The organism is Streptomyces sp. NPDC037083, from assembly GCF_055606485.1.
Map to the genome: position 1 here is coordinate 227,004 of NZ_JBVJSQ010000006.1, position 22,197 is coordinate 249,200.

General features: G+C 72.2%; 19 protein-coding genes. 12 read left to right on the forward strand and 7 right to left on the reverse strand.

Translation table 11 applies throughout. The features are described from left to right. Positions 1-4: 4 nt before the first annotated feature. The 3 genes from ACZ7DE_RS18445 to ACZ7DE_RS18455 are packed head-to-tail and all read right to left on the reverse strand — an operon-like array spanning position 5 to position 4,949. Positions 5-3,514 carry a 5-oxoprolinase/urea amidolyase family protein gene (locus tag ACZ7DE_RS18445; protein ID WP_470762396.1) on the reverse strand — a complete coding sequence of 1,170 codons (3,510 nt, stop codon included), beginning with the start codon at positions 3,512-3,514 and terminating at the stop codon, positions 5-7. Continuing rightward, complete coding sequence (locus tag ACZ7DE_RS18450; protein ID WP_470762397.1) at positions 3,511-4,125, reverse strand: urea amidolyase associated protein UAAP2; 615 nt, start codon at positions 4,123-4,125, stop codon at positions 3,511-3,513. Before ACZ7DE_RS18450 ends, ACZ7DE_RS18445 begins: the two co-directional genes overlap by 4 nt. Continuing rightward, complete coding sequence (locus ACZ7DE_RS18455; RefSeq protein ID WP_470762399.1) at positions 4,122-4,949, reverse strand: urea amidolyase associated protein UAAP1; 828 nt, start codon at positions 4,947-4,949, stop codon at positions 4,122-4,124. The genes ACZ7DE_RS18450 and ACZ7DE_RS18455 overlap by 4 nt, the downstream gene beginning before the upstream one ends. Positions 4,950-5,120: 171 nt before the next feature. Between ACZ7DE_RS18455 and ACZ7DE_RS18460 the strand changes: the two genes are divergently transcribed. From ACZ7DE_RS18460 to ACZ7DE_RS18485, 6 genes are all read left to right on the forward strand, one after another. After that, on the forward strand, positions 5,121-5,750 hold the full coding sequence (locus tag ACZ7DE_RS18460; protein WP_470762401.1) for a TetR/AcrR family transcriptional regulator: 630 nt from the start codon (positions 5,121-5,123) through the stop codon (positions 5,748-5,750). A 285-nt stretch (positions 5,751-6,035) separates the two neighbouring features. Next, positions 6,036-7,664, forward strand: coding sequence for a sensor histidine kinase (locus tag ACZ7DE_RS18465; RefSeq protein ID WP_470762403.1), 1,629 nt, complete (start codon positions 6,036-6,038; stop codon positions 7,662-7,664). Further along, positions 7,661-8,068: a roadblock/LC7 domain-containing protein gene (locus ACZ7DE_RS18470; protein WP_256909876.1), complete on the forward strand. Its 408-nt coding sequence runs from the start codon at positions 7,661-7,663 to the stop codon at positions 8,066-8,068. Before ACZ7DE_RS18465 ends, ACZ7DE_RS18470 begins: the two co-directional genes overlap by 4 nt. Then, the gene (locus tag ACZ7DE_RS18475) at positions 8,065-8,505 is read left to right on the forward strand and encodes a DUF742 domain-containing protein (RefSeq protein WP_470762406.1); all 441 of its coding nucleotides are present in this window, start codon (positions 8,065-8,067) and stop codon (positions 8,503-8,505) included. The genes ACZ7DE_RS18470 and ACZ7DE_RS18475 overlap by 4 nt, the downstream gene beginning before the upstream one ends. Continuing rightward, positions 8,486-9,106 carry a GTP-binding protein gene (locus tag ACZ7DE_RS18480; RefSeq protein ID WP_328482922.1) on the forward strand — a complete coding sequence of 207 codons (621 nt, stop codon included), beginning with the start codon at positions 8,486-8,488 and terminating at the stop codon, positions 9,104-9,106. The genes ACZ7DE_RS18475 and ACZ7DE_RS18480 overlap by 20 nt, the downstream gene beginning before the upstream one ends. A gap of 57 nt (positions 9,107-9,163) precedes the next feature. Then, positions 9,164-10,708 carry a cytochrome P450 gene (locus ACZ7DE_RS18485; RefSeq protein ID WP_470762408.1) on the forward strand — a complete coding sequence of 515 codons (1,545 nt, stop codon included), beginning with the start codon at positions 9,164-9,166 and terminating at the stop codon, positions 10,706-10,708. Here ACZ7DE_RS18485 and ACZ7DE_RS18490 read toward each other — a convergent pair. Further along, entirely contained in the window at positions 10,702-11,673 is a 972-nt protein-coding gene (locus tag ACZ7DE_RS18490) for an RluA family pseudouridine synthase (RefSeq protein ID WP_470762410.1), read from the reverse strand. The genes ACZ7DE_RS18485 and ACZ7DE_RS18490 overlap by 7 nt on opposite strands. A 67-nt stretch (positions 11,674-11,740) precedes the next feature. Between ACZ7DE_RS18490 and ACZ7DE_RS18495 the strand changes: the two genes are divergently transcribed. Next, positions 11,741-12,322 (forward strand): GNAT family N-acetyltransferase, encoded by a 582-nt coding sequence (locus ACZ7DE_RS18495; RefSeq protein WP_470762412.1) that lies wholly within the window; start codon positions 11,741-11,743, stop codon positions 12,320-12,322. A 29-nt stretch (positions 12,323-12,351) separates the two neighbouring features. On the opposite strand, the gene ACZ7DE_RS18500 is transcribed toward ACZ7DE_RS18495, so the two are convergent. After that, positions 12,352-13,902 (reverse strand): amino acid permease, encoded by a 1,551-nt coding sequence (locus ACZ7DE_RS18500; RefSeq protein ID WP_470762414.1) that lies wholly within the window; start codon positions 13,900-13,902, stop codon positions 12,352-12,354. A gap of 264 nt (positions 13,903-14,166) precedes the next feature. Between ACZ7DE_RS18500 and ACZ7DE_RS18505 the strand changes: the two genes are divergently transcribed. The 3 genes from ACZ7DE_RS18505 (at position 14,167) to ACZ7DE_RS18515 (ending at position 16,705) form a co-directional block, all read left to right on the forward strand. Continuing rightward, positions 14,167-14,742, forward strand: coding sequence for a PadR family transcriptional regulator (locus tag ACZ7DE_RS18505; RefSeq protein WP_470762830.1), 576 nt, complete (start codon positions 14,167-14,169; stop codon positions 14,740-14,742). A 170-nt stretch (positions 14,743-14,912) separates the two neighbouring features. Next, positions 14,913-15,932, forward strand: coding sequence for an ATP-binding cassette domain-containing protein (locus ACZ7DE_RS18510; RefSeq protein WP_470762416.1), 1,020 nt, complete (start codon positions 14,913-14,915; stop codon positions 15,930-15,932). Further along, complete coding sequence (locus tag ACZ7DE_RS18515) at positions 15,929-16,705, forward strand: ABC transporter permease (RefSeq protein WP_470762418.1); 777 nt, start codon at positions 15,929-15,931, stop codon at positions 16,703-16,705. The genes ACZ7DE_RS18510 and ACZ7DE_RS18515 overlap by 4 nt, the downstream gene beginning before the upstream one ends. 245 nt (positions 16,706-16,950) lie before the next feature. Here the strand turns inward: ACZ7DE_RS18515 and ACZ7DE_RS18520 are convergent, their stop codons facing one another. Together ACZ7DE_RS18520 and ACZ7DE_RS18525 are read right to left on the reverse strand one after the other, a co-directional pair. Continuing rightward, a complete protein-coding gene (locus tag ACZ7DE_RS18520; RefSeq protein ID WP_470762420.1) occupies positions 16,951-17,796 on the reverse strand; it encodes a siderophore-interacting protein in 846 nt (281 codons plus the stop codon). A gap of 66 nt (positions 17,797-17,862) precedes the next feature. Continuing rightward, the gene (locus ACZ7DE_RS18525; protein ID WP_470762832.1) at positions 17,863-18,801 is read right to left on the reverse strand and encodes a 5'-3' exonuclease; all 939 of its coding nucleotides are present in this window, start codon (positions 18,799-18,801) and stop codon (positions 17,863-17,865) included. Between the two features lie 206 nt (positions 18,802-19,007). On the opposite strand from ACZ7DE_RS18525, the gene ACZ7DE_RS18530 reads away from it, so the two are divergent. Both ACZ7DE_RS18530 and ACZ7DE_RS18535 read left to right on the forward strand, forming a co-directional pair. Further along, positions 19,008-20,093: a quaternary amine ABC transporter ATP-binding protein gene (locus ACZ7DE_RS18530; protein ID WP_470762421.1), complete on the forward strand. Its 1,086-nt coding sequence runs from the start codon at positions 19,008-19,010 to the stop codon at positions 20,091-20,093. After that, positions 20,086-21,900, forward strand: coding sequence for an ABC transporter permease/substrate binding protein (locus ACZ7DE_RS18535; protein ID WP_470762422.1), 1,815 nt, complete (start codon positions 20,086-20,088; stop codon positions 21,898-21,900). Before ACZ7DE_RS18530 ends, ACZ7DE_RS18535 begins: the two co-directional genes overlap by 8 nt. Positions 21,901-22,197: the final 297 nt, after the last annotated feature.

The following is a 22,197-nucleotide window of genomic DNA, read 5'->3' on the forward strand; positions in this document are numbered from 1 at the left end:
TCTTTCAGTCGCCGGCCGGGGCGAGGACGAGCAGTGCCGTCCCCGCCTCGACCTGGTCGCCGGGTCGGGCCAGGACCTGGGCCACCACGCCGTCGACCGGCGCGTGCACCCTGGACTCCATTTTCATCGCCTCCAGGGCGAGCAGCGGCTGGCCGGCCGTCACCTCGTCGCCCGGCGACACGTTCAACTGCCATACGGACGCGGCGAACTCGGCCTCGACGAGACGTCCGCCCGCCGGGACCGTCACCCGGGCGGGCGCGGCGGCCGGAGCGGACGCGTCCTGCGCCCGCGCGAACTCGCCCGCCGCCTCCCACGCGTCCCGCTCCGCCGCGAAGGCGGCCCGCTGACGGGACCGGAACTCCGCGATGGAGTCGGCGTGTTCGGCGAGGAAGGCCTGGTGGTCGGCGAGAGAGAAGACGCCCTCCTCGACGCGCGGCACGAAGCGGCCCGAGACGATGTCGGCCCGCAGGTCGAGGAGTTCGTCCGGGCCGACCGGATACCAGCGGATCCGGTCGAAGAACCGCAGCAGCCACGGCGAGCCCGGTTCGAACGCGCCGCGCTGCTGCCACGGCGACCACACCTGCGTCGTGCGGCCCACGAACTGGTAGCCGCCGGGGCCCTCCATGCCGTAGACGCACAGATACGCCCCGCCGATGCCCACCGAGTTCTCGGCCGTCCAGGTACGCGCGGGGTTGTACTTCGTCGTCACCAGCCGGTGCCGGGGGTCGAGGGGGGTGGCGACCGGGGCGCCGAGGTAGACGTCCCCGAGGCCGAGGACCAGGTACTCCGCGGCGAACACCGTGTCGTAGACGTCGGCCGGCGACTCCAGGCCGTTGACCCGGCGGATGAACTCGATGTTCCAGGGGCACCAGGGGGCGTCGTCGCGGACGCCCGCCATGTAGCGGGCGATCGCCTCACGGGTCGCCGGGTCGTCCCAGGACAGCGGCAGATGCACGGTGCGGGACGGAACGACCAGCTCGTCCGAGGCAGGCAGGGCCGCCGTCATCTCCCTGACGACCGGCAGGAGTTCGCGCTGGGGCAGTCGGCTCGGGTCGGTCCGGATCTGCAGCGAGCGGATGCCCGGGGTGAGGTCGGTGACGCCCGTCAGGTCCGCCGTGGCCACCGCCTCCATCAGGGCGTGGACGCGCATGCGCAGGGCGAGGTCCAGCTGCGGCGGCCCGAACTCGACCAGCAGGTTGTCGTCGCCGCTGCGGCGGAAGGTGACGTCGCCGTCCCGCGCGAGCACCCCGCCGTCGACGATCTCGGGGCGCGTCCCGCCGTCCACGTCCACCGGCCGGAAGCGGACCGTGTCGCCGGGCCGCAGCTGGCCCAGCTTCCAGCGTTCGGAGGTGAGCACCGTCGCCGGGCACACGAACCCGCCGAGCGAGGGCCCGTCCGGGCCGAGCAGCACCGGCATGTCGCCCGTGTAGTCGACGGCGCCGACCGAGTAGGGGGTGTCGTGGATGTTGGACGGGTGCAGGCCCGCCTCGCCGCCGTCGGCGCGCGCCCACCGCGGCTTGGGGCCGACCAGGCGCACGCCCGTGCGGGCGGAGTTGAAGTGGACCTTCCAGTCGGCGGCGTAGAAGTCGCGGATGTCGTCCTCGGTGAAGAACTCCGGTGCGGCGTGCGGGCCTTCGACGGCGCCGATGTGCCAGACGGAGGTGAACGAGGGGCGCTCCGGTGTGCCGGGGCCGTCGGCGGCCGTCCCGCCGTGCAGCACGTCGCCCGTGCGCAGCGCGCGGCCGCCGTGTCCGCCGAAGCGGCCCAGCGTGAACGTGCTCGCGCTGCCGAGGAAGGCGGGGACGTCGAGGCCGCCGCCCGCGAACAGGACGTAGGTGCGCAGACCGTGCTCGCCGGGCGCGCCGATCTCCAGCAGGGATCCCGCGGGGACGGTCACCGGCTCCCACTGCGGCGCCGCCGCGCCGTCCACGGCGACCGGCGCCGGCGCGCCCGTCACGCACACCGTCGTGGCGTGGGTGAACCGCAGCGCCGGGCCCTGCAGGGTGCACTCGAGACCCGGGGCCCCCTCGGGGTTGCCGAGCGCCCGGTTGCCGAGCCGGAACGAGCGGTCGTCCATCGGGCCGGACGGCGGAACGCCCACCTGCCAGTGACCGGTGCGGCCGGGCCAGTCCTGCACGGTGGTGAGGGTGCCGCCGGACACGACCTCGATGCGCGGGGTCGGGTCGTGCACCTGCGCGAGGGTGGCCGTCGAGTGGGACGCCGTCACGAAGCGCGGGTCCGCGAGCGCCGCCCGCACCAGGCCCAGGTTCGTCTCGACGCCGTCGACGCGGGTGCGGGCCAGCGCCTCGTCGAGCCGGCGCAGCGCGTGGGCGCGGTCGCTGCCGTAGGCGATCACCTTCGCGAGCATCGGGTCGTAGGACGTGGTCACCTCGGTGCCGGTCTCCACCCAGCCGTCGACGCGCACCCCTGCCGGGAACTCGACCCGGGTCAACAGGCCCGCGCTGGGCCGGTGTCCGCGACTCGGGTCCTCGGCGTACAGGCGCGCCTCGACGGCGTGCCCGCGCGGGGGTCCCGGCTCGCGGACGACGTCCCGTTCGCCGCGCGCCAGGCGCAGCATCCAGGCGACGAGGTCGACGCCGTAGATCTCCTCGGTGACCGGGTGCTCCACCTGCAGGCGGGTGTTGACCTCCAGGAAGTAGCCCTCTTCGCGGGCCGCGTCGTAGACGAACTCGACGGTGCCGGCCGAGCGGTAGCCGACCGAGGCGCACAGCTCGCGGGCGGACGCGGCGAGCCGCTCCCGGACGTGGGCCGGCAGTCCCGGCGCCGGGGCCTCCTCCAGAACCTTCTGGTTGCGGCGCTGCAGCGAGCAGTCGCGGTCGCTGAGGGCGACGACCTTCCCCTCGCCGTCGCCGAAGACCTGGACCTCGATGTGGCGGGCGTTCTCGACGAGCCGTTCCAGGAAGACGCCGGCCGAGGAGAAGGAGGCGGTCGCGACGCGCTGGACGCGTTCCCAGGCGTCGGCGAGTTCGCCGGGGGTGCGACAGGCCGACATGCCGATCCCGCCGCCGCCCCCGGTCGCCTTGAGCATGACCGGATAGCCGATGGCCCGGGCCTCCCGCTCCGCCTCGGTCAGGGATTCCAGCAGCCCGGTGCCCGGCGCCAGCGCCACCCCGGCGGCCTGGGCCGCCGCGCGGGCCGTGTGCTTGGCGCCGAACAGCTCCAGCTGGTCGGGCGTCGGGCCGACGAAGACGATCCCGGCGTCGGCGCAGCGGCGGGCGAAGTCCGCGTCCTCCGAGAGGAAGCCGTAGCCCGGGTGGATCGCGCCCGCGCCGGTGTCCTCGGCCGCCTTCAGCACCAGCTCGGCGTCGAGGTAGGACTCCTTGGCCGGCGCCGGGCCGAGCCGCACCGCCTCGTCGGCGAGCCGGACGTGGGGCGCCGACCGGTCGGGGTCGGAGTACACCGCGACGGTGCGCAGGCCGAGTTCGCGGGCGGTGCGGATGATGCGGACGGCTATCTCGCCCCGGTTGGCGATCAGCAGCTTGTCGAAGCTCATGTCGGGTCCTCGTCGCCGGTGGGGCCGCCGACGGTCATCTCCACCGCCGTCGGCTCGAAGCCGTTGCAGGGGTTGTTGACCTGGGGGCAGTTGGAGACCAGGACGAGGACGTCGCGTTCGGCGCGGAGCGTGAGCGAGAGGCCGGGAGCGGAGAGGCCGTCGACGATGCCGAGGGTGCCGTCCTTCTCGACGGGCACGTTCATGTACCAGTTGATGTTGGAGACGAGGTCGCGTTTGCCGAGGCCGTGCTTCGCGCCCTCGGCCAGGAAGTTGTCCACGCAGGCGTGCTGCGCGAACGTGTGGTGGCCGTAGCGCAGGGTGTTGGACTCCTTGGAGCAGGCGCCGCCGACGGTGTCGTGGCGGCCCACGGCGTCGGCGGTCACCGTCATCAGCGGGGTGTGCTCGTTGGACATCAGCACGCTGCCCGTGGTGAGGAAGATCCGGCCCTGGGCGTGGATCGTGTCGGGCGCGCTGTAGCGGACGGACGTGTCGTGGGCGTCGTACACGAGGAAGTCGACGGCCTGGTTGCCGTGCAGGTCGGTGATGGTGAGCGTGTCGCCGGCGCGGACGACGGACGACCAGGCCGCCCGGGCGGGAACGACGGTCTTCATGCGAGCCCCCTGGCGGTGAGGAATTCGGCGGTGTTGAGGAAGGCGCGGCGGCCCTCCGGGGTCGCGTCCCACAGCGGGTCGCCGGGCCGGGTCGGCCCGGCCCGCCAGGCCAGCACCTCCAGCGGGGTGCTGACGTAGCCGGGGCGGGGGTCGGCGGGGTGCGGCACGTTGGCGATCAGGACGGTCACGTCCTGCTCGGTGCGCAGGGTGACGCTGCCGCCCGGGCCCGCGGAGCCGGTGAAGTCGAGGGCGCCGTCCTCGCGGACCTCCACGCCCTGGAAGAAGGAGAGCGAGGGCGGCAGGTCGCGTGGCTCCAGCCCGTTCTTCGCCGCGGCCAGCTTGAACAGCTCGCGTCCGGCGGGGGTGGGGGACTGCGGGGCGCCGTCTCCGTAGCGCGCGGTGTTGCGCACGAGGGTGGAGGTGCCGCACAGGGCGTCGTGCCGGCCGGCGGTGTCGGTGACGACCGAGGCGAGGACGCGGCCCTGGTCGGACAGGAGCAGCACGCCCTCGCCGAGGTAGGCGTTCCACTGGACCTTGACCGTGTCGGCCACGTTGAGCCGCTCCCAGGGGCGGCCGTCGACGTGGAGGAGCAGGTGGGCGCAGGCGTCGCCGTGCAGGTCGGTCAGGCGCAGCTCGGTGCCGCGCGCGAGGACGCGGTGGGTGTAGCCGCCGCCCGCGACCGTCTCGGCCCACACCAGGTGGCCGGCCTCGCAGGGCGGGTCGGGCCAGTTCCGGGCCGGGACGACCGGCATGGCCTCGGCCCGTGCCCCCTCCTGGGCCCTGGCGTGGGCGCGTGCTCCGTACGTGGTCGCTGTCGCCGCCATCGCGGACCTCCGCAGCTCGGTTCCGTCGCTGTCACGGTATTTCTGTCGCGCGACAGAAATTAGGACCGCGCCGGGTCGTCGCCGTTGCCCTCGGGTTGCGGGCCCGTTACCGACTCCTCACCGGGTTCGCTCGAAGATCGCGTCCGGGCGCCGTGTGCGAGGATCGGACGCATGGGGACGGGCAACGGACGTCGAGTGGGCCGGCCGCGTGCCGCGCAGCGCCCGGACAGCGGGCTCGCGCCGCGCGCCGAACTGCTCGTGGCCGCCGCGGAGTTGTTCACCACGCGCGGCTACGCCGCCACCACCACCCGGGCCGTCGCCGAGCGGGCGGGCATGCGCCAGGCCTCCATGTACCACTACGTGTCCGGCAAGGAGGAGCTGCTCGCCGCACTGCTGGAGTCGACGGTCACGCCCTCGCTGAGGTATGCCGGCGAGCTGCTCGCGGACGACGCGCGGCCGGCCGAGGACCGGCTGTGGGAGCTGTGCCGTGCCGACGTGGAGCTGCTGTGCGGCGGCTCCCACGATCTCGGCGGCCTCTACCTGCTGCCCGAGGTGCGCACGGAGCGGTTCGCCGGATTCCATGCCGTGCGCGCGGAACTCAAGGACGCCTACCGGCAGTTGATCGCCGCGACCGTGGCGGGCGGCGCGCTGGCCAAGAGCGATCTCGACCTGCGCACCGATCTGGTCTTCGGGCTCATCGAGGGCGTCATCCTGGTCCACCGCTCCGATCCCGACCGCTCCGTCTCGGAGTTCGCCCGCGCCACCGCCGACGCGGCGCTGCGCATCGTGGGGAACCGCTGAGCCGACCACGGCTCGTGATCGCCCGCGCGTGGTCGCCTCATCCGTCCCGGTGAATTGATGCGTACGCCCGTTCGCTGTCACCCGTTGTGTTCGAACGATTGCCATGTGTGCAAATGCGCCGAGGTTACTCCACGTACGAGAGCGGTTTCACGCTGTTGCCGAATATGACACGGCGATGATCCGGTCGGACTAAGCTCGCCCGCGGCGCACCGAGTTGAGACGTATTCGTGCGCTTGTTCCCCAATGTCTCGAAGATGCCGACAGATCCCTACAGAGGGTGCCCACATGGTGAGTGTTCAGTCCCCACCCGGTCGCCGAGAACTTCCCTACGCGCGCGTGCTGTTGCTGCCGGCGATACTGATGGCCGCGGCAAGCGGAGCCGCCGTGGCCCTGGTGGCGACGGAGGCCCGGCTCGCCGTCGGCGTCTGCGGAACGCTCGCCACCCTTCTGGTGATCGCGACGGGAGCCGAGTCGGTCCGCCGCGGCCGGCGACTTCGGGAACTGCGCGCGGAGAACGAACAGCGCGTCGCCCACCTGGAACGGCGCGTCGCCGAGCACACGGAGGAGAACCGCCGCCTGGCCCAGGAGCACGTGCCGAGCGCCGTGGCCTGGCTGCGCGCCGGAAATTCCCCCAGAGAGGTGATGCGCGACCTCAGCGAGAGTGATCCTGCGTTCCGCGCTCTGGACGACGCGCAGCGCGCCGTGGTCAGGAAGATCCTCGACATCGTCGACCACGAGGAGTCCCTGCGCGACTCCGCCCAGCGCTCCTTCGTCAGCGTCGCCCGCCGCATGCAGGCGATCGTCCACCAACAGGCCGCGGAGCTGCGGGAGATGGAGGAGGACCACGGACGCAACCCCGAGGTCTTCGACGACCTGCTGCGCATCGACCACGGCACCGCGCTGATCGGTCGCCTCGCCGACTCCATCGGCGTGCTCGGCGGCGGCCGCCCCAGCCGCAACTGGCCCCAGCCCGTCCCGCTGTACAGCGTGCTGCGCGGCGCCATGTCCCGGATCCTGGAGTACCGGCGCATCCAGCTGGACTCCATCGCCAAGGTGAACATCCGCGGCCTCTCCGTCGAGCCCCTCATCCACGCGCTCGCGGAACTCCTCGACAACGCGACCCGCTACTCGCCCCCGCAGAGCAAGGTGCACGTCAACGCCGTCGAGGTGCAGACCGGCATCGCCATCGAGATCGAGGACGCCGGCGTCAGCCTCAGCGAAGAGGCCCGCGCCAAGTGCGAACGCATGCTGGAACAGGCCATGGCGGGCGTCGACATCCAGGACGTCGGCGGCAGCCCGCGGCTGGGCCTCGCGGTCGTCGGCCGTCTGTGCACGTCGTTCAACCTCCAGGTCTCGCTGCGCACCTCGGCCTACGGCGGCGTCCGGGCCGTCCTCATCGTGCCGAGCGAGATGCAGACCTCCGATCCCGCTCCCGGCTTCGCGCACGGCATCGGCGCCACCGCCGTCCCGCAGATCGACCTGAGCACGGTCGGCGAGGGCCCCAAGCGACCGCCCAAGAAGCGTCGCCCCACCAACGCGCGCATCCCGGCCCGAGTCTCCCTGACCGACGACGAGGTGCCCGAGGTCACCGAGTGGACCGAGCAGGGCCTGCCGCAACGCCGCAGCAAGACCACGATCCCGATCACCCAGCGCTACGCCGAGGCGTACGCCGCTCAGGAGGCCGAACGCCTGGGCCAGCCCGACCCGTTCGCCCAGCGCCGGCCGGAGCCGGAGCCCGAGCCCGTCAAGAGGGCCGAGCCCGGCCTGGCGTTCGAGGCCTTCTGGGAGGGCCTGGTGAAAGCGGCCCCGCCCGGCGTGCACCCCACCGACTTCACCCGCAATCCCACCGCATACGTGCACCTGCTCGAAGACAAGGCCAAGACCGAGGCCGACGATGAAGGGGACCTCACGTGATCCAGCAGCGCCAAAACTTCGACTGGCTGCTCAAGGAGCTCTATGACGGGGTTCCGGGCATCGAGATGATCGTCGTGCTCTCGGCCGACGGACTGCGCATCGCCCGCTACGCCGGCGACCCCGACGCCGCCGACCGGGTCGCCGCGGCCTGCGCGGGCCTGCAGAGCCTGGCCGCCGCCGTCGGCCAGGAGATCCACTCCAGCAGCGGCGAGATGGACATGGTCGTCATCGACCTGAGCGGCGGCTACTTCTACATGATGTCGGCCGGCGCCAACGCCTACCTCGCGGTCCTCGCCGACGTGCGCTGCGAGGCGGGCCGGATGAGCGGCATGATGCGCGACCTCGTGGTCCGCATCGGCGCCCATCTGACCAGTCCGCCCCGGCGCAACGGGCAGAGCGTATGACCCCTCCGCAACGCCGCCGGCGACAACCTCTGCCCCAACCGCCCCCGCCGCCCCAACCGCCTCCACCGCCTCCACCGCCCCCGTCGTCCTCGACGGAGGGCCAGGAAGGGGAGGGCAAGAACCCCGAGCGGCTGTACATCATCACGGGCGCGGACGGTGAGCGTGCGCCCGTCGACCTCGTCACGTTGATCGTGGCGCGCGCCGAACCGCCCTCGTCGGCCACCCCGGAGCAGACCGCGGTGCTGCGGATGTGCGCCGCCCCGCTGTCGGTGGCCGAGATCTCGGCCTATCTGTGCCTGCCGTTCAGCGTGGTGACGGTGCTGCTCACCGAGATGCTGGCGGCCGAACTCGTCCAGGCGCGCGCCCCCATCGTCCGGCAGCAGCTCCCCGACCGTTCCCTTCTCGAAGCGGTGATGCATGGACTTCAACGGCTCTGACACGATTCCCGGCCCACGGGCCGAGGACCATCTGCCGCACACCACCACGGCCGCGGCGAAGATCGTCATCGTGGGCGGCTTCGGCGTCGGCAAGACCACCATGGTCGGCTCCGTCAGCGAGATCAGGCCGCTGACCACCGAGGAGACCATGACCCAGGCCGGCATCGGGGTCGACGACAACTACGGCTCCGAGACCAAGACCGCCACCACCGTGGCCATGGACTTCGGCCGGATCCGCATCACCGAGCAGGTCGTGCTCTACCTCTTCGGCACGCCCGGCCAGGAACGCTTCTGGTTCCTGTGGAACGGCCTGTTCGAGGGCGCGCTCGGCGCGGTCGTCCTGGTCGACACCCGCCGCCTGGAGGTCAGCTTCGAGGTGATGGGCCGGCTCGAGGAGGGCGGCGTCCCCTTCGTCGTCGCCGTCAACACCTTCCCCGACGGGCCCCGTTACCCCATCGACGACCTGCGGGCCGCCCTCGACCTGCCGCCCGAGATCCCGATCGTGGAGTGCGACGTCCGCCGCCGCGCCTCCAGCCGGGACGTCCTGATGACCCTCATGCGCTTCCTGCACTCCCTGGCCCTGGCCCGCAGCCTCACCTGACCCGCACGGCACCACGTTCACCGACACCGATCCAGCACAGTTTCGGAGCGACCCCCTGTGACTCCCGAACACCCCACCCCGACCGGCTCGCGCGACCTCGCCCTGGACCCGCCGCCGGGCTGCCCCGCGCACGTCCGCGGCCCCGGCGGACTGGCCCGCCTCTACGGCCCCGGCGCCGAGGACCTGAACGAACTGTACGAGCGACTGCGCGAGGAACACGGCCCCGTGGCGCCCGTCCTGATCCACGACGACCTGCCGATGTGGATGGTCCTCGGACACGCCGAGAACCTGCGCATGCTGCGTACTCCCTCGCAGTTCACCAAGGACAGCCGCATCTGGTCCCAGCTGCTGGCCGACAAGGTCAGGCCCGACCACCCGCTCATGCCGCACATCGCCTGGCAGCCCATCTGCGCCCACGCCGAGGGCGACGAGCACAAGCGGCTGCGGGGCGCGGTCACCTCGGCCATGGCGACCATCGACGACCGCAGCGTGCGCCGTTACATCAACCGGTCCAGCCAGCGCCTGGTCAACCGCTTCTGCGAGAAGGGGAGTGCGGACCTGGTCGGAGACTTCGCCGAGCACCTTCCGATGGCCGTGATGTGCCATGTCCTCGGCATGCCCGACGAGTACAACGACAAGATGGTGCACTCGGCCCGCGACGCGCTCAAGGGCACCGAGACCGCGCTCGCCAGTCACGAGTACGTCGTGGGAGCGCTCGCCCGGCTCACCGCCCGCCGCCGCGCCAAGCCCGAGGAGGACTTCACCAGCCACCTCATCACCCACCCGGCCGAGCTCACCGACGACGAGGTCAGGGAGCATCTGCGCCTGGTGCTCTTCGCCGCCTACGAGGCCACCGTCAACCTGCTCTCCAACGCGCTGCGCATGGTCCTCACCGACCCGCGCTTCCTGGCCCAGCTCAACGGCGGCCAGATGACGGTGGCGGAGGCGGTCGAGCAGTCCCTGTGGGACGAGCCGCCGTTCAGCACCATCTTCGGCTACTTCGCCAAGCAGGACACGGAACTCGGCGGTCAGCGCATCCGCCGGGGCGACGGTCTCTTCTTCGCGCCCGCGCCCGGCAACGTCGACCCCCGGGTGCGGCCCGACCTGTCCGCCCACATGCAGGGCAACCGCTCGCACCTCGCGTTCGGCAGCGGCCCGCACGAGTGCCCCGGCCAGGACATCGGCCGCGCCATCGCCGACGTCGGCGTCGACGCGCTGCTGATGCGGTTGCCCGACGTGCAACTCGACTGCGAAGAGGACGAGTTGCGCTGGACGATGTCGATCGCCTCGCGCCACCTGGTGGAGCTGCCGGTGCGGTTCGAGCCCAAGGACCAGCAGGACGTCAAGCACAAGCCGAGCCATGCCCCGATCCCGCCGCAGCGCCTGACGCCGCCGGTGAGCACGCGGCCCCGGGCCGCTGCCGTGACCGTCCCCGAGCCGGCGGTGGAACCGACGCCGACCCAGACGCCGACCCAGGCATCGACACCGTCGCCGTCGCCTGCGCCCGCGCCGCAGTCCGCGCCGGCCGCACCGGAGTCGGCCGGGCCGGCCCGCAGGCCGAACGCCTGGCGGCGCTTCCTGGCCTGGTGGCGCGGTTACTGAACCGCTTCTGGTAGGCCGTGGGCGGCCCAGCCGTCGTACGACGCCCAGGCGTCGAGGACGCGCCGACTGCGCAGCCGGTGCCGCGTCCCCGTGACCGGATCGGTGAACTCCAGCTCCCGCGCCAGCAGTTGCAGCGGGCGCCGGAAGTCGCCGGCCGGCACGGGGGCGGCCACCTCGGGGTACAGCGGGTCGCCGAGGATCGGCACGCCGAGGGCGTTCATGTGGACGCGCAGCTGATGCGTCTGCCCGGTGGCGGGCAGCAGCCGGTACCGGCCGAGCCCCGGCGCACGGTGCTCGACGAGCTCCACGCGGCTCACCGCGTTCGGCTCGCCCGCCACCTCGTAGGCGGCCAGGACCCCGCGCTCCTTGACGATCCGGCTGCGCACCGTCCGGGGCAGGGCGAGCCGCGGGTCGTACGGCGCGACGGCCTCGTACACCTTGCGCACCCTGCGGTCGCGGAACAGCGACTGGTACGCGCCGCGCTCCTCGGGGCGAACGGTGAACAGCACGAGACCGGCGGTGAGCCGGTCCAGCCGGTGCGCGGCGCCGAGCGCGGGGATGCCCAGTTCCCGCCGCAGCCGCGCCAGCGCGGTCTCGGTGACATGGCTGCCGCGCGGGGTGGTGGCCATGAAGTGCGGCTTGTCGACGACGACGATGTGCTCGTCGCGGTGGACGATCTCCAGCGGGAACGGCACGGGTACCTCGGGCGGCAGCTCGCGGTGGTACCAGACGAACATCCCCGGCACATAGGCCGCGTCCGGCGTCAGCGCCCGCCCGTCGGCGCCGACGATCCGCCCGTCCTCCAGCATCCCGTCCACCACGTCGGCACGCGCCGCGCCGAGCCGTTCCACCAGGTGCTCCCGCACGGTGGCCCAGGAACCCTCGCCGGGCAGCCGCACCCGTACCGGGTCGATCCCGTCGCGCTGCGGCAGCGGGGAGGGCGGGGGAGGCGTACGGCGTCTCATCGGGTCAAGCCTACGGGGACCGGAAAACCCGTTGGCCGGGCCGTGGCCCGTTGGCAGGATGCCGACCATGCCCTTCACCGCCGGCTTCGTCCTGCCCGCCGGGACCCTCGCAGCCGCCCCGCAGCCCGTGCTCCCCAGCGGCGACGGACTGCTGCTGCGTCCGTGGCGGGCCGAGGACGTCCCCGCCGTCCACGCCGCCTTCCAGGACCCGCTGATGCACCAGTGGCACATCCGGGCCGCCGACTCCGAGGAGGAGGTGGCCGGCTGGATCGAGGAATGGCAGAAGAGCTGGGAACAGGAGAACAACGCCCAGTGGGCCGTCGCCGACGCCGGTACCGGTGAACTGCTGGGGCGGGTGGCGCTGCGCGGCATCCTGCTCGGTGAGGGCGTCGCCGAGGTCGCCTACTGGACGACCGGGGCGGCCCGCGGCCGGGGAGTCGCCCCCCGGGCCACGGCCGCCCTGACGCGCTGGGCCTTCGACGAGATCGGCTTCCACCGGCTGGAGCTGATGCACGCCACCGCCAACGAGGCCTCCTGCCGGGTCGCCGCCAAGGCCGGTTTCACCCTGGAGGGCACCAAACGCAGCGCCTGTCTCCACCAGGACGGCTGGCACGACATGCATTTGCACGCGCGCGTGCGGGGCGACTGAACGCACGACGCCCCGCCCGCGCGCGGGTCTCACGCCGCGGCCGTCTCCGGTACGGCCGCCGCCGTCGCCCGCCTGCGGTGGGCCCGGAAGGCCACGCCGACGGCGACGGTCGCGCCCAGGAACAGCAGGGTGAACCACTGGAAGTACCAGTGCCCGCCCGCCGGGTCGTACACCGCGGCGCGCGGCCACGCCAGGTTGACGGTCATCAACAGGCCGTACAGAAGGGCGAGGGCGTTCACCGGGACGCCCCAGCGGCCCAGGGAGAACAGGCGGGCGCCGGTCTCGTCCGTGCCGGCCGAGGAGAACCCGCCGCGCAGCCGGCGCACCAGCAGCGGGCCGGTGACCATCGCGTACGCCAGGTACAGCATCACGATGCAGGTGGTGCCGATGGCCAGGAAGGCGTCCGGCGAGGCGAAGTTCAGCAGCAGCAGGGCGGCGGCGAGGACGCCGACCACCAGCGCGGGGGCGCTCGGCATGCCGGTGCGCGGGTGCACGCGCGCGAGGCGGGCGGAGAACGGGAGCCGGCCGTCGCGCGCCATGGAGAACAGCATCCGGCAGGCCGCCGTCTGGATGGCCAGCGTCGCCACCGCGATCGCCACCACCACGTCCGCCAGCAGGACCTTGCCGACGCCGTCGCCGAGGCTGCTGGTGAGGACGTAGCTGAGTCCGTCGACCGCGAGCCGTCCGTCGGTGAGGCTGGGCGCGGCCAGCAGTCCGCCCAGCACGATCAGCCCGCCCAGCAGCCCGGCCGCGCCCAGCGCGGTGAGGATGGTGCGGGGCGCGGTGCGCCGGGGGTGGTGCGTCTCCTCGCTCATCTCGCCCGCGCTGTCGAAGCCGATCATCACGTACGCGGCCGTGAAGGATCCCACGAGCAGTGCCCCGAACAGGCCGTTCTGCGCTGCCCCTTCGGTGTGGAACGTGATGCCGGGGGTGCGCTCGGAGTGGGTGAGGAGCAGGACGACGATGAGCACCGCGCCGATGATCTCCGCGGTGACGCCGACCCGGTTGACCGCCGACATCACACGGTTGTCGACGAGGTTCACCGCGGTCGTCAGCACCAGCAGCAGCACGCCGAGCAGCGCCGCGTTGGCCGCGCCGTCCGGGGAGGTGGGCGCCGGGTCGGAGCCGATCAGCTGGAAGCCCGACCAGATGGCGGGCAGCACCATCTGCAGTGCCAGCGCGGCCGCGGCGACCACGACGACCTGCCCGATCACCATGATCCAGCCGGCGAACCAGCCGAACGACGGCGTCGAGAGCCGGGAGGACCACTGGTAGACGGCGCCCGAGATCGGGTAGCGCGCCGCCAGCTCGGCGAAGCAGGCGGCCACCAGCAGCTGTCCGACCAGCACCGCCGGCCAGGCCCAGAAGAAGACCGGTCCGCCGAAGGCGTACCCGAAGGCGAAGAACTGGAAGACGGTGGTCAGGACGGAGATGAAGGAGAAGCCGGCGGCGAACGAGGCGTACCGGCCCAGGCTGCGGTGCAGTTCCTGGCGGTAGCCGAACTCGGAGAGGGAGCCGTCGTCGCTGTCGGGGGAGTGCGGCGGGTCGGGGCGTACGTCGGTGGGTGTCGTTGTCGTCACGGCGGAACCTGCCTTGGCCCAGAGGAACGGGAATTCCTGTCGGGCGACAGAAATTAGAGACGGGCTGTTTCGTCCGCGTCACGCCGCCGTGTCCGAGGCGGGCCCAAGTCCTCACGTCCCCACCGCTTCACCCGATCGCGTTACATCGCGTGTCTTGCGAGCTTCGTCGACTCGCGTTATGTTCGGCTACGTATATTCGGAAGCGAGGTGGTCGTCGTGGTGGCGAGGAAGCGCAGGCTGAGCAACCCCTTGGCGCTCGCCGTGATGACGACGCTGTGGCAGAAGCCGATGCATCCGTACGAGATCGCCCAGACCTTGCGCAGCCAGGGCAAGGACACAAGCACGAAGACCACCTACGGCTCGCTCTACACCGTCGTGCAGAACCTCGAGAAGTACGGCTTCGTCGAGGTGGCCGGCGTGGAACGGCAGGGCAACCGCCCCGAGCGCACGGTCTACGGACTCACCGGGGCCGGGCGCGAGGAGATGGCCGACTGGCTCGCCGAGCTGATCGCCGTCCCCGCCAAGGAGTACCCGATCTTCGAGACGGCGCTCTCGCTGATGGCGGCACTGCCCCCGGACGACGTGGTGCGTCTGCTCGAGACGCGGCTGAGCTCGCTGGAGGTCCAGGTGGCCGGCGGCCGGGGCGCGCTCGAGAAGGCCTACGAGACCGTGCCGAGGCTCTTCCTGGTCGAGGTGGAGTACCAGCTGCACATGGTCGAGGCGCAGGCGGAGTGGGTCGCCGGATTCCTCGAGGAGGTCAGGAAGGGCTCGCTGCCCGGAGTGCAGGAGTGGCGGCGGTTCCACGAGACGGGGGAGTTGCCGCAGGAGCTCGAAAGATGACGAGGACCCCGGCAGGACTGTTGCAGCAGTCCCGCCGGGGTCCCGAACCCCGAGCTGTAGGCCGCCGTGAGGCAGTTCCAGGCGATCGAGGTGCGGCACACCCAGGATAGCCCGGCGCTCCTCCGGCGGATCAGCAGTCATGTCCGCTCACACAGGAGAGCAGCATCGCCATGAGTACGACTCGTGCGCCCGCAGTGCAGGCGCGTCATCTCGTCAAGACCTACCCCGGCGGGGTCACCGCCCTGAACGGCCTCGACGTCACCGTGGAGCCCGGCACCGTCTTCGCGCTGCTCGGCCCCAACGGCGCGGGCAAGTCGACCGCCGTCAAGATCCTCACCACGCTCGCCCGGCCCGACTCCGGCTCGGCCACGGTCGCCGGGCACGACGTGCTGCGCCACCCGGACCGGGTGCGCCGGGCGATCGGCGTGGTCGCGCAGAACTCCGGCGCCGACCCGGTCGCCACCGGCCGCGACAACCTCCGCCTGCAGGGCAGGCTCTACGGCCTGAAGGGCGCCGCCCTGGACCGCCGGGTGGACGAACTGCTCGAACGCTTCGCGCTCACCGGCGCGGCCCGGCGCCCGGTCAAGGGCTACTCCGGCGGCATGCGGCGCCGGCTCGACGTGGCGCTCGGCCTCGTGCACCGGCCCGAGGTGCTCTTCCTCGACGAGCCCACCACCGGCCTGGACCCGCAGGCACGCGGCGCGATGTGGGACGAGGTCGGGCGGCTGGCCGGCGAGGAGGGGCTGACCATCGTGCTCACCACTCACTACCTGGACGAGGCCGACCGGCTCGCCGAGCGGGTCGCCATCGTCGACCGCGGCCGGATCGTCGTCACGGGAACCCCCGACTCCCTCAAGGGCGAACTCCGCGGCGACGCCGTGCACATGGAGCTGCGCACCGCGCTCGGCGAGGCCGGCCGCGTGCTCCTGGACGGCGCCCTGGGGGCCCTCCCGGGGGTGTCCGAGGTGACGTTCGACGGGGCGCGGATCAGCGTCCGCGCCCAGGACGGTGCGGCGGCGGTGCCGGCCCTCCTCGGCGCGCTGGAGCGGGCCGGCGTCACCGTCGCCACCGCGACCGTGGCCCGGCCCTCCCTCGACGACGTCTACCTGCGGTACGCGGGCCGACGCTACGCCGAGGCCGGCAGCGGGACCGCCGACGAGGCCCTCGTGTCCGCCGGAGGCGCCCGATGAGCACCGCGCTCGTACAGACCTGGTACATGACACAGCGCCAGCTGATGGTGTTCGCCCGCCAGCCCGCGTATGCCGTGATCACCCTGATCCAGCCGGTGATCTGGCTGTTCCTCTTCGGCGGCCTCTTCGAGAACGTCGTCGCGCTGGGCGGCTTCGGCACCGCCTCCTACCTCGACTACCTGGTGCCGGGCGTGGTGGTGATGAGCGCCCTCGCCTCCAATCTGTGGGCCGGCATGGGCACATTGGAGGAGATCCAGCGCGGCACCCTCAACCGCTTCCTCACCACCCCGGCGAGCCGGGCCGCACTGATGAACGGCAACATCGTCCACAACGGCATCGTCACCGCCCTGCAGTCGGCCGTCATCGTGCTGCTCGGGCTGGCGGGCGGGGCGGACTACCCGGGCGGCTTCGCCGGCGTCGTCGTCCTGGTCGTCGCCTCGGTGCTGCTGGGCACCGTCTTCGGGGCGCTGTCCAACGCCCTGGGCATGCTGGTGCGCGAGCGCGAGTCGATCATCGGCGTCAACACGTTCCTGCTGCTGCCGCTGACCTTCCTCTCCAGCGCGTTCATGGCGCCGGAGCGGATGCCCGGCTGGATACGGCACGTGGCCCGGTTCAACCCCTTGGACTGGGCGATGGCGGCGGGCCGTTCGGCCCTGTCCGCGGATCCCGACTGGGGCGCGGTGCTCGTGCGGACAGGCGCGCTGCTCGCGCTCGCGGTGGCGGCCGTGTGGCTGTCGATCAGGACGTTCCGGTCCTACCAGCGGTCGGTGTAGCCGCAGGCGGCGCGCCGCCTCGGTTCCGAGGGGCGGCGGTACGGAGGGCCGGAGTCCGGAGGGATCGCGGCGGCGGTGCGCGGCCGGTCCGGCGGTGCGACTGTCCGGCGGTGCGACTGTCCGGCGGTGCGACTGTCCGGCGGTGCGGTGCGGCCGGGGCGGTTCGGCGCGGCTGGGGCGGTGCGGCCGGGGTGGCCTTGCCGGCGGCCCGCTTCACGGGGGCGGGGCGGGCCGCCGGCCGCGGGTCACGCGGTCGACGCCACGCCCTCCTGCTCGGCCTCCACGCGGGCGTTCCACTCCCGCTTGGAGGCCTGCCAGCCGTCCTCGTTGTGGCCGAGCCGCCAGTAGCCGGAGATCGACAGGTCCTCGCGCGGGATCTGCAGTTCGACGCGCAGCAGCTTGCGCAGCTCCTTCACGCCGGCCGCCTCGCCGTGCACGAACGCGTGCACACGGCCCTCGGGGAACTCCAGCGCCCGCACGGCCTCGACGAGCTTCTCGCCGACCGGCCGGTCGCCGCGGTGCAGCCAGACGACCTCCACGTCGGACTCGATCTTCTGCTCCTCCTCGGGGCCGGCCACCTCGATGAAGGCGTGGGCGACGGCGCCGGCGGGCAGCGACTCCAGGGCGGCGGCGATGGCGGGCAGGGCGCTCTCGTCGCCGGCCAGCAGATGCCAGTCGGCGGCCGGGTCGGGAGCGTAGGCGCCGCCGGGACCCATGAAGCGGACGGTCTCGCCCGGCTGGACGCGGGTCGCCCACGGCCCGGCCAGGCCCTCGTCGCCGTGGATCACGAAGTCCAGGGTCAGCTCGCGGTGTTCGGCGTCCCAGTCGCGCACCGTGTACGTCCGGGTCACGGGCCACTGCTCACGGGGGAACTCGGCACGGACGCGTTCCAGGTCGAACGGCTCCGGGTAGGTCACGCCGTCGGGACCGAAGAGCAGTTTGACGTAGTGGTCGGTGCAGGTGCCGGCGGTGAACTCCGCCAGGCCCTCGCCGCCGAGGACGACGCGCTGCATGTGCGGGGTGAGCCGTTCGGTGCGGACGACCTGCGCGGAGTGAGGCTTCCGCGGCTTCCGTGCCGGACGTTCTGCCATGACGGCCTCCCATGTCGCTATGGTTAGGTTTACCTAAGTTAGCATCCTCTGGCGTGAGATCAATGCCTAGGCGGGAGGTGCGCCCAACGTCGTCAGGAGCCGCTGCAGCGACCCGCCGAGCCCCCAGCGCCCTGCCAGTGCCTCCAGTGTCTCCCCGTCCCGCGGGGCCCGGGGCAGCGCGGTGGCCACCTCCGGCAGGGGTACGTCGTCGGCGACCTTGACCACCTTCGGCGCCACCGACACGTACGGCCGCGCCTCGTCCAGCCGCTTGCGCTGCGACGGCGTCAGCTTCGCCCGCGGGTCGTCGACCGCGGCCATGATCCCGGCCAGGTCGCCGAACTCGGCCAGCAGCTTGGCCGCCGTCTTCTCCCCGATGCCCGGCACGCCGGGCAGTCCGTCGCTCGGGTCTCCGCGCAGCAACGCCAGATCGGCGTAGCCCCGCCCGTCGACGCCGTACTTCTCCCGAAGCCATGCCTCGTCCGTCAGCTGCAGCGTGCCGACGCCCTTCAGCGGGTACAGCACGCGCACCCCGCGCGCGTCGTCCACCAGTTGGTAGAGGTCGCGGTCGCCGGTGACGATGTCCACCGGGCCCTTCGCGCGCCCGGTGAAGGTGCCGATCACGTCGTCCGCCTCGTAGCCCGCGACGCCCACGCGCGCGATGCCGAGCGCGTCGAGGACCGCCTCGATGATCGGCACCTGCGGCGAGAGCGTGTCCGGCACCTCCTCCTCGTCCGGCCCGCTCTCGTGCTCCTCGGCGACGCGGTGCGCCTTGTAGGAGGGAATCAGGTCGACGCGCCACTGGGGACGCCAGTCGGCGTCCATGCAGGCGACCAGCTCGTCCGGCCGATGGTCCTTCACCAGGCGGTCGATGAAGTCCAGCAGGCCGCGGACGGCGTTCACCGGGGTGCCGTCCGGCGCCTTCACGGAGTCCGGTACGCCGAAGTAGGCACGGAAGTAGAGCGAGGCGGTGTCGAGGAGCATCAGTCGTCCGGTCACGCCACGCATCATGCCGCACGGGTGCCCGGGTGACCGGCGGGTATTCACTCCCGTGGCAGGCGTAAACCTTTGTGAAGCCTTCTGTGAACTGAACCACTCGCGTGTTTGCCCTGTGCGAGCCAGGGCAGGGGCGGCCCCGGAGCCGTGTCGGTTGCACCTTCAACTGTTTGCTGTCGCCCAGTGCTCCGGTATCCGCCCCCCATCGAGAGGTACGCGTGTCTTCCAGGCTAGAGGCCGAACATCTGCACAAGGTGTTCGGCAGACGACCGGAGCAGGCAGTCGAACGGCTCCGCGCCGGATCCTCCCGGGAGGAGCTGCGCGCCGAGGGCGCCACGGCCGCGGTCGTCGACGCGTCCTTCACCGTCCGGCCGGGCCAGATCTTCGTCGTCATGGGCCTGTCCGGTTCCGGGAAGTCCACCCTGCTGCGCATGCTCAACGGGCTGCTGGAGCCGACCGCCGGACGCGTCCTCTTCGACGGTCAGGACCTCACCGCCCTCACCGACCGCGAACTGCGCGAGGTACGGGCGAGGAAGATCAGCATGGTCTTCCAGCACTTCGCGCTCTTCCCGCACCGCAGCGTCCTCGACAACGCCGCCTACGGGCTGGCCGTCCAGGGCGTCCCGCGTCGCGAGCGCGAGGAGCGCGCTGCCGAGGCGCTGCGGCTGTGCGGTCTGGCCGGCTGGGAGAAGTCCTGGCCGGACGAGCTGTCCGGCGGCATGCAGCAGCGCGTCGGGCTGGCCCGCGCCCTCGCCACCGACGCCGACCTGCTGCTGATGGACGAGTCCTTCAGCGCGCTGGACCCGCTGATCCGCCGCGACATGCAGGACCAGCTCCTCACGCTCCAGCAGACGCTGAAGAAGACCATCGTCTTCATCACCCACGACCTCAACGAGGCCATGCGCCTGGGCGACCGCATCGCCGTCATGCGCGACGGCCGCATCGTGCAGACGGGCACGGCGGAGGACATCCTCGTCCGCCCCGCCGACGACTACGTCGCCTCCTTCATCCAGGACGTCGACCGCTCCCGTGTGCTGACCGCCTCCGCCGTCATGGACACCGACGTGCGCGGCGACGAGGCCGACTGCGGCTGCCGGACCGCGACCCCCGACACCCCCTTCACCGCGCTGTGCGCGCTCAGCGCGCGGCTGCCCCACCCGGTCGCCGTCCTCGACGGCGAACGCGGGCTGGTCGGCGTCGTACCGCGACAGCGCCTGGTGCGCTTCCTCGGCGACGAGCAGGGCGAGGAGATCGCCTGCACCACTCCGCGCGACGCCGGGAAGAAGGTGACCGCCCGTGCCTAGGCTGCATCTCGGCGACTGGGTCGACTCCGGCGTCGACTGGCTGGTCACGCACATGGCCTGGCTCTTCGACGCGATCAAGTCCGTCGTCGAGGGCATGTACGACGGCCTGGACGCCGTCCTCACCGCCCCCGAGCCGCTCCTTCTCGCGGGCATCCTCGCGGTGCTCGCCTGGTGGCTGCGCGGTCTGGTCGCGGGCGTCCTCGCCTTCGCCGGGTTCGCCCTGATCGACTCCCTCGCCCTGTGGGACGAGGCCATGTCGACGCTGTCGCTGGTGCTCGTGGCCACGGTGATCGCCCTGGTGGTCTCCGTCCCGCTGGGCGTCTGGGCGGCCCGCTCCAAGGCCGTCAGCGCGACCCTCCGCCCCGTTCTGGACCTGCTCCAGACCATGCCCTCGATGGTCCTGCTCATCCCGGCCATCCTGTTCTTCGGAATGGGCGTCCCGGCGGGCGTCGTCGCCACCCTGATCTTCGCGCTCGCCCCCGGTGTGCGGATGACCGAGCTCGGCATCCGCCAGGTCGACGCGGAACTCGTCGAGGCGGCCGAGGCGTTCGGCACGACCCCCCGCGACACCCTGCTGCGCGTGCAGCTGCCGCTCGCCCTGCCGACGATCATGGCGGGCGTGAACCAGGTCATCATGCTGGGCCTGTCGATGGTGGTCATCGCCGGCATGGTCGGCACCGGGGGCCTCGGCGGCGCCGTCAACGAGGCCATCGGACAGCTCGACATCGGCCTCGGCTTCGAGGCCGGCCTCGGCATCGTCGTCCTGGCCATCTACCTGGACCGGATGACCGGCGCCCTCGGCACCCGGATCTCCCCGCTCGGCCGCCGCGCCGCCGCCAAGGCCCGCGGGACGGTGTGGACGTACCGCCCGCGGCCGGCCGTGGCCGTCGTCGGCGTGGTCGTCCTCGCCCTGGTCGCCGGCGGCATGGGCGTCCTCGGCTCCTCGTCCGGCACCGCCGAGGCCTCCGCCTCGGACGTCGGCAAGGGCAGGGAGATCAAGATCGGCTACATCCCGTGGGACGAGGGCATCGCCTCCACGTACCTCTGGAAGGAGCTCCTGGAGGAACGCGGCTTCGAGGTCACCACCACCCAGTACGCCGCCGGCCCGCTGTACACCGGCGTGGCCACCGGGCAGATCGACTTCCAGATCGACGCCTGGCTGCCCACCACCCACGCCGAGTACTGGAAGAAGTACGGCGACCGGCTCGACGATCTCGGCTCCTGGTACGGCCCCACCTCGCTGGAACTCGCCGTCCCCTCGTACGTGAAGGACGTGAACTCGCTGGCGGACCTGAAGAGCCGCGCCTCCGAGTTCGACGGCAGGATCACCGGCATCGAGCCCAGCGCCGGAATGATGGGGCTGCTCAAGGACAAGGTCATGGGGGAGTACGGGCTCGACGGCGCCTACCGGGTCGTCGACGGCTCGACCCCCGCGATGCTCGCCGAGCTCAAGCGCGCCTACGCCGCGAAGAAGCCGATCGCCGTCACGCTCTGGTCGCCGCACTGGGCGTACAGCGACTACGACCTGAAGAAGCTCAAGGACCCCAAGGGAGCCTGGGGCAAGGGCGACGGCGTGCACACCGTGGCCCGTGAGGGCTTCGCCGCCGACAACCCCGAGGTCGGCGCGTGGCTGAAGGACTTCAGGATGACCGAGGCCCAGCTCACCGGTCTGGAGGCGCTGATCCAGAAGGCCGGCAAGGGCAAGGAGCAGGACGCGGTCCGGACCTGGCTGAAGGACAACCCCCGACTGGTCGAGAAGTGGGTACCGGTGCCCGATGCGGGGCAGAAGAGCCGGGCGGCCCGGTGACCTGACAGCACCGCGGCCGTCCTGCGAGGGGCGGGCACCGACGTGAGGCCGAATGGCCTGCGACGGGGCCCGCCCCTCGCGCGTCCCCCGGTCCGGCCACGGCGGGCCCGACCGGCAGGCCCATGGGAAAGATCCGGCCAACCACGCAGAGCTATGCTCAAGCCCGAGCGTGAACGCCCGTGACGCCGGGGACGAGCGGGAACACTCACGGTCGTCCGCGCATTGAACGGGTAAACGGGAGGGCGGGCTCGCGCCGACCGCCTCCGGGGTCCGATCGACTGGCGTGAACTGTGAGGT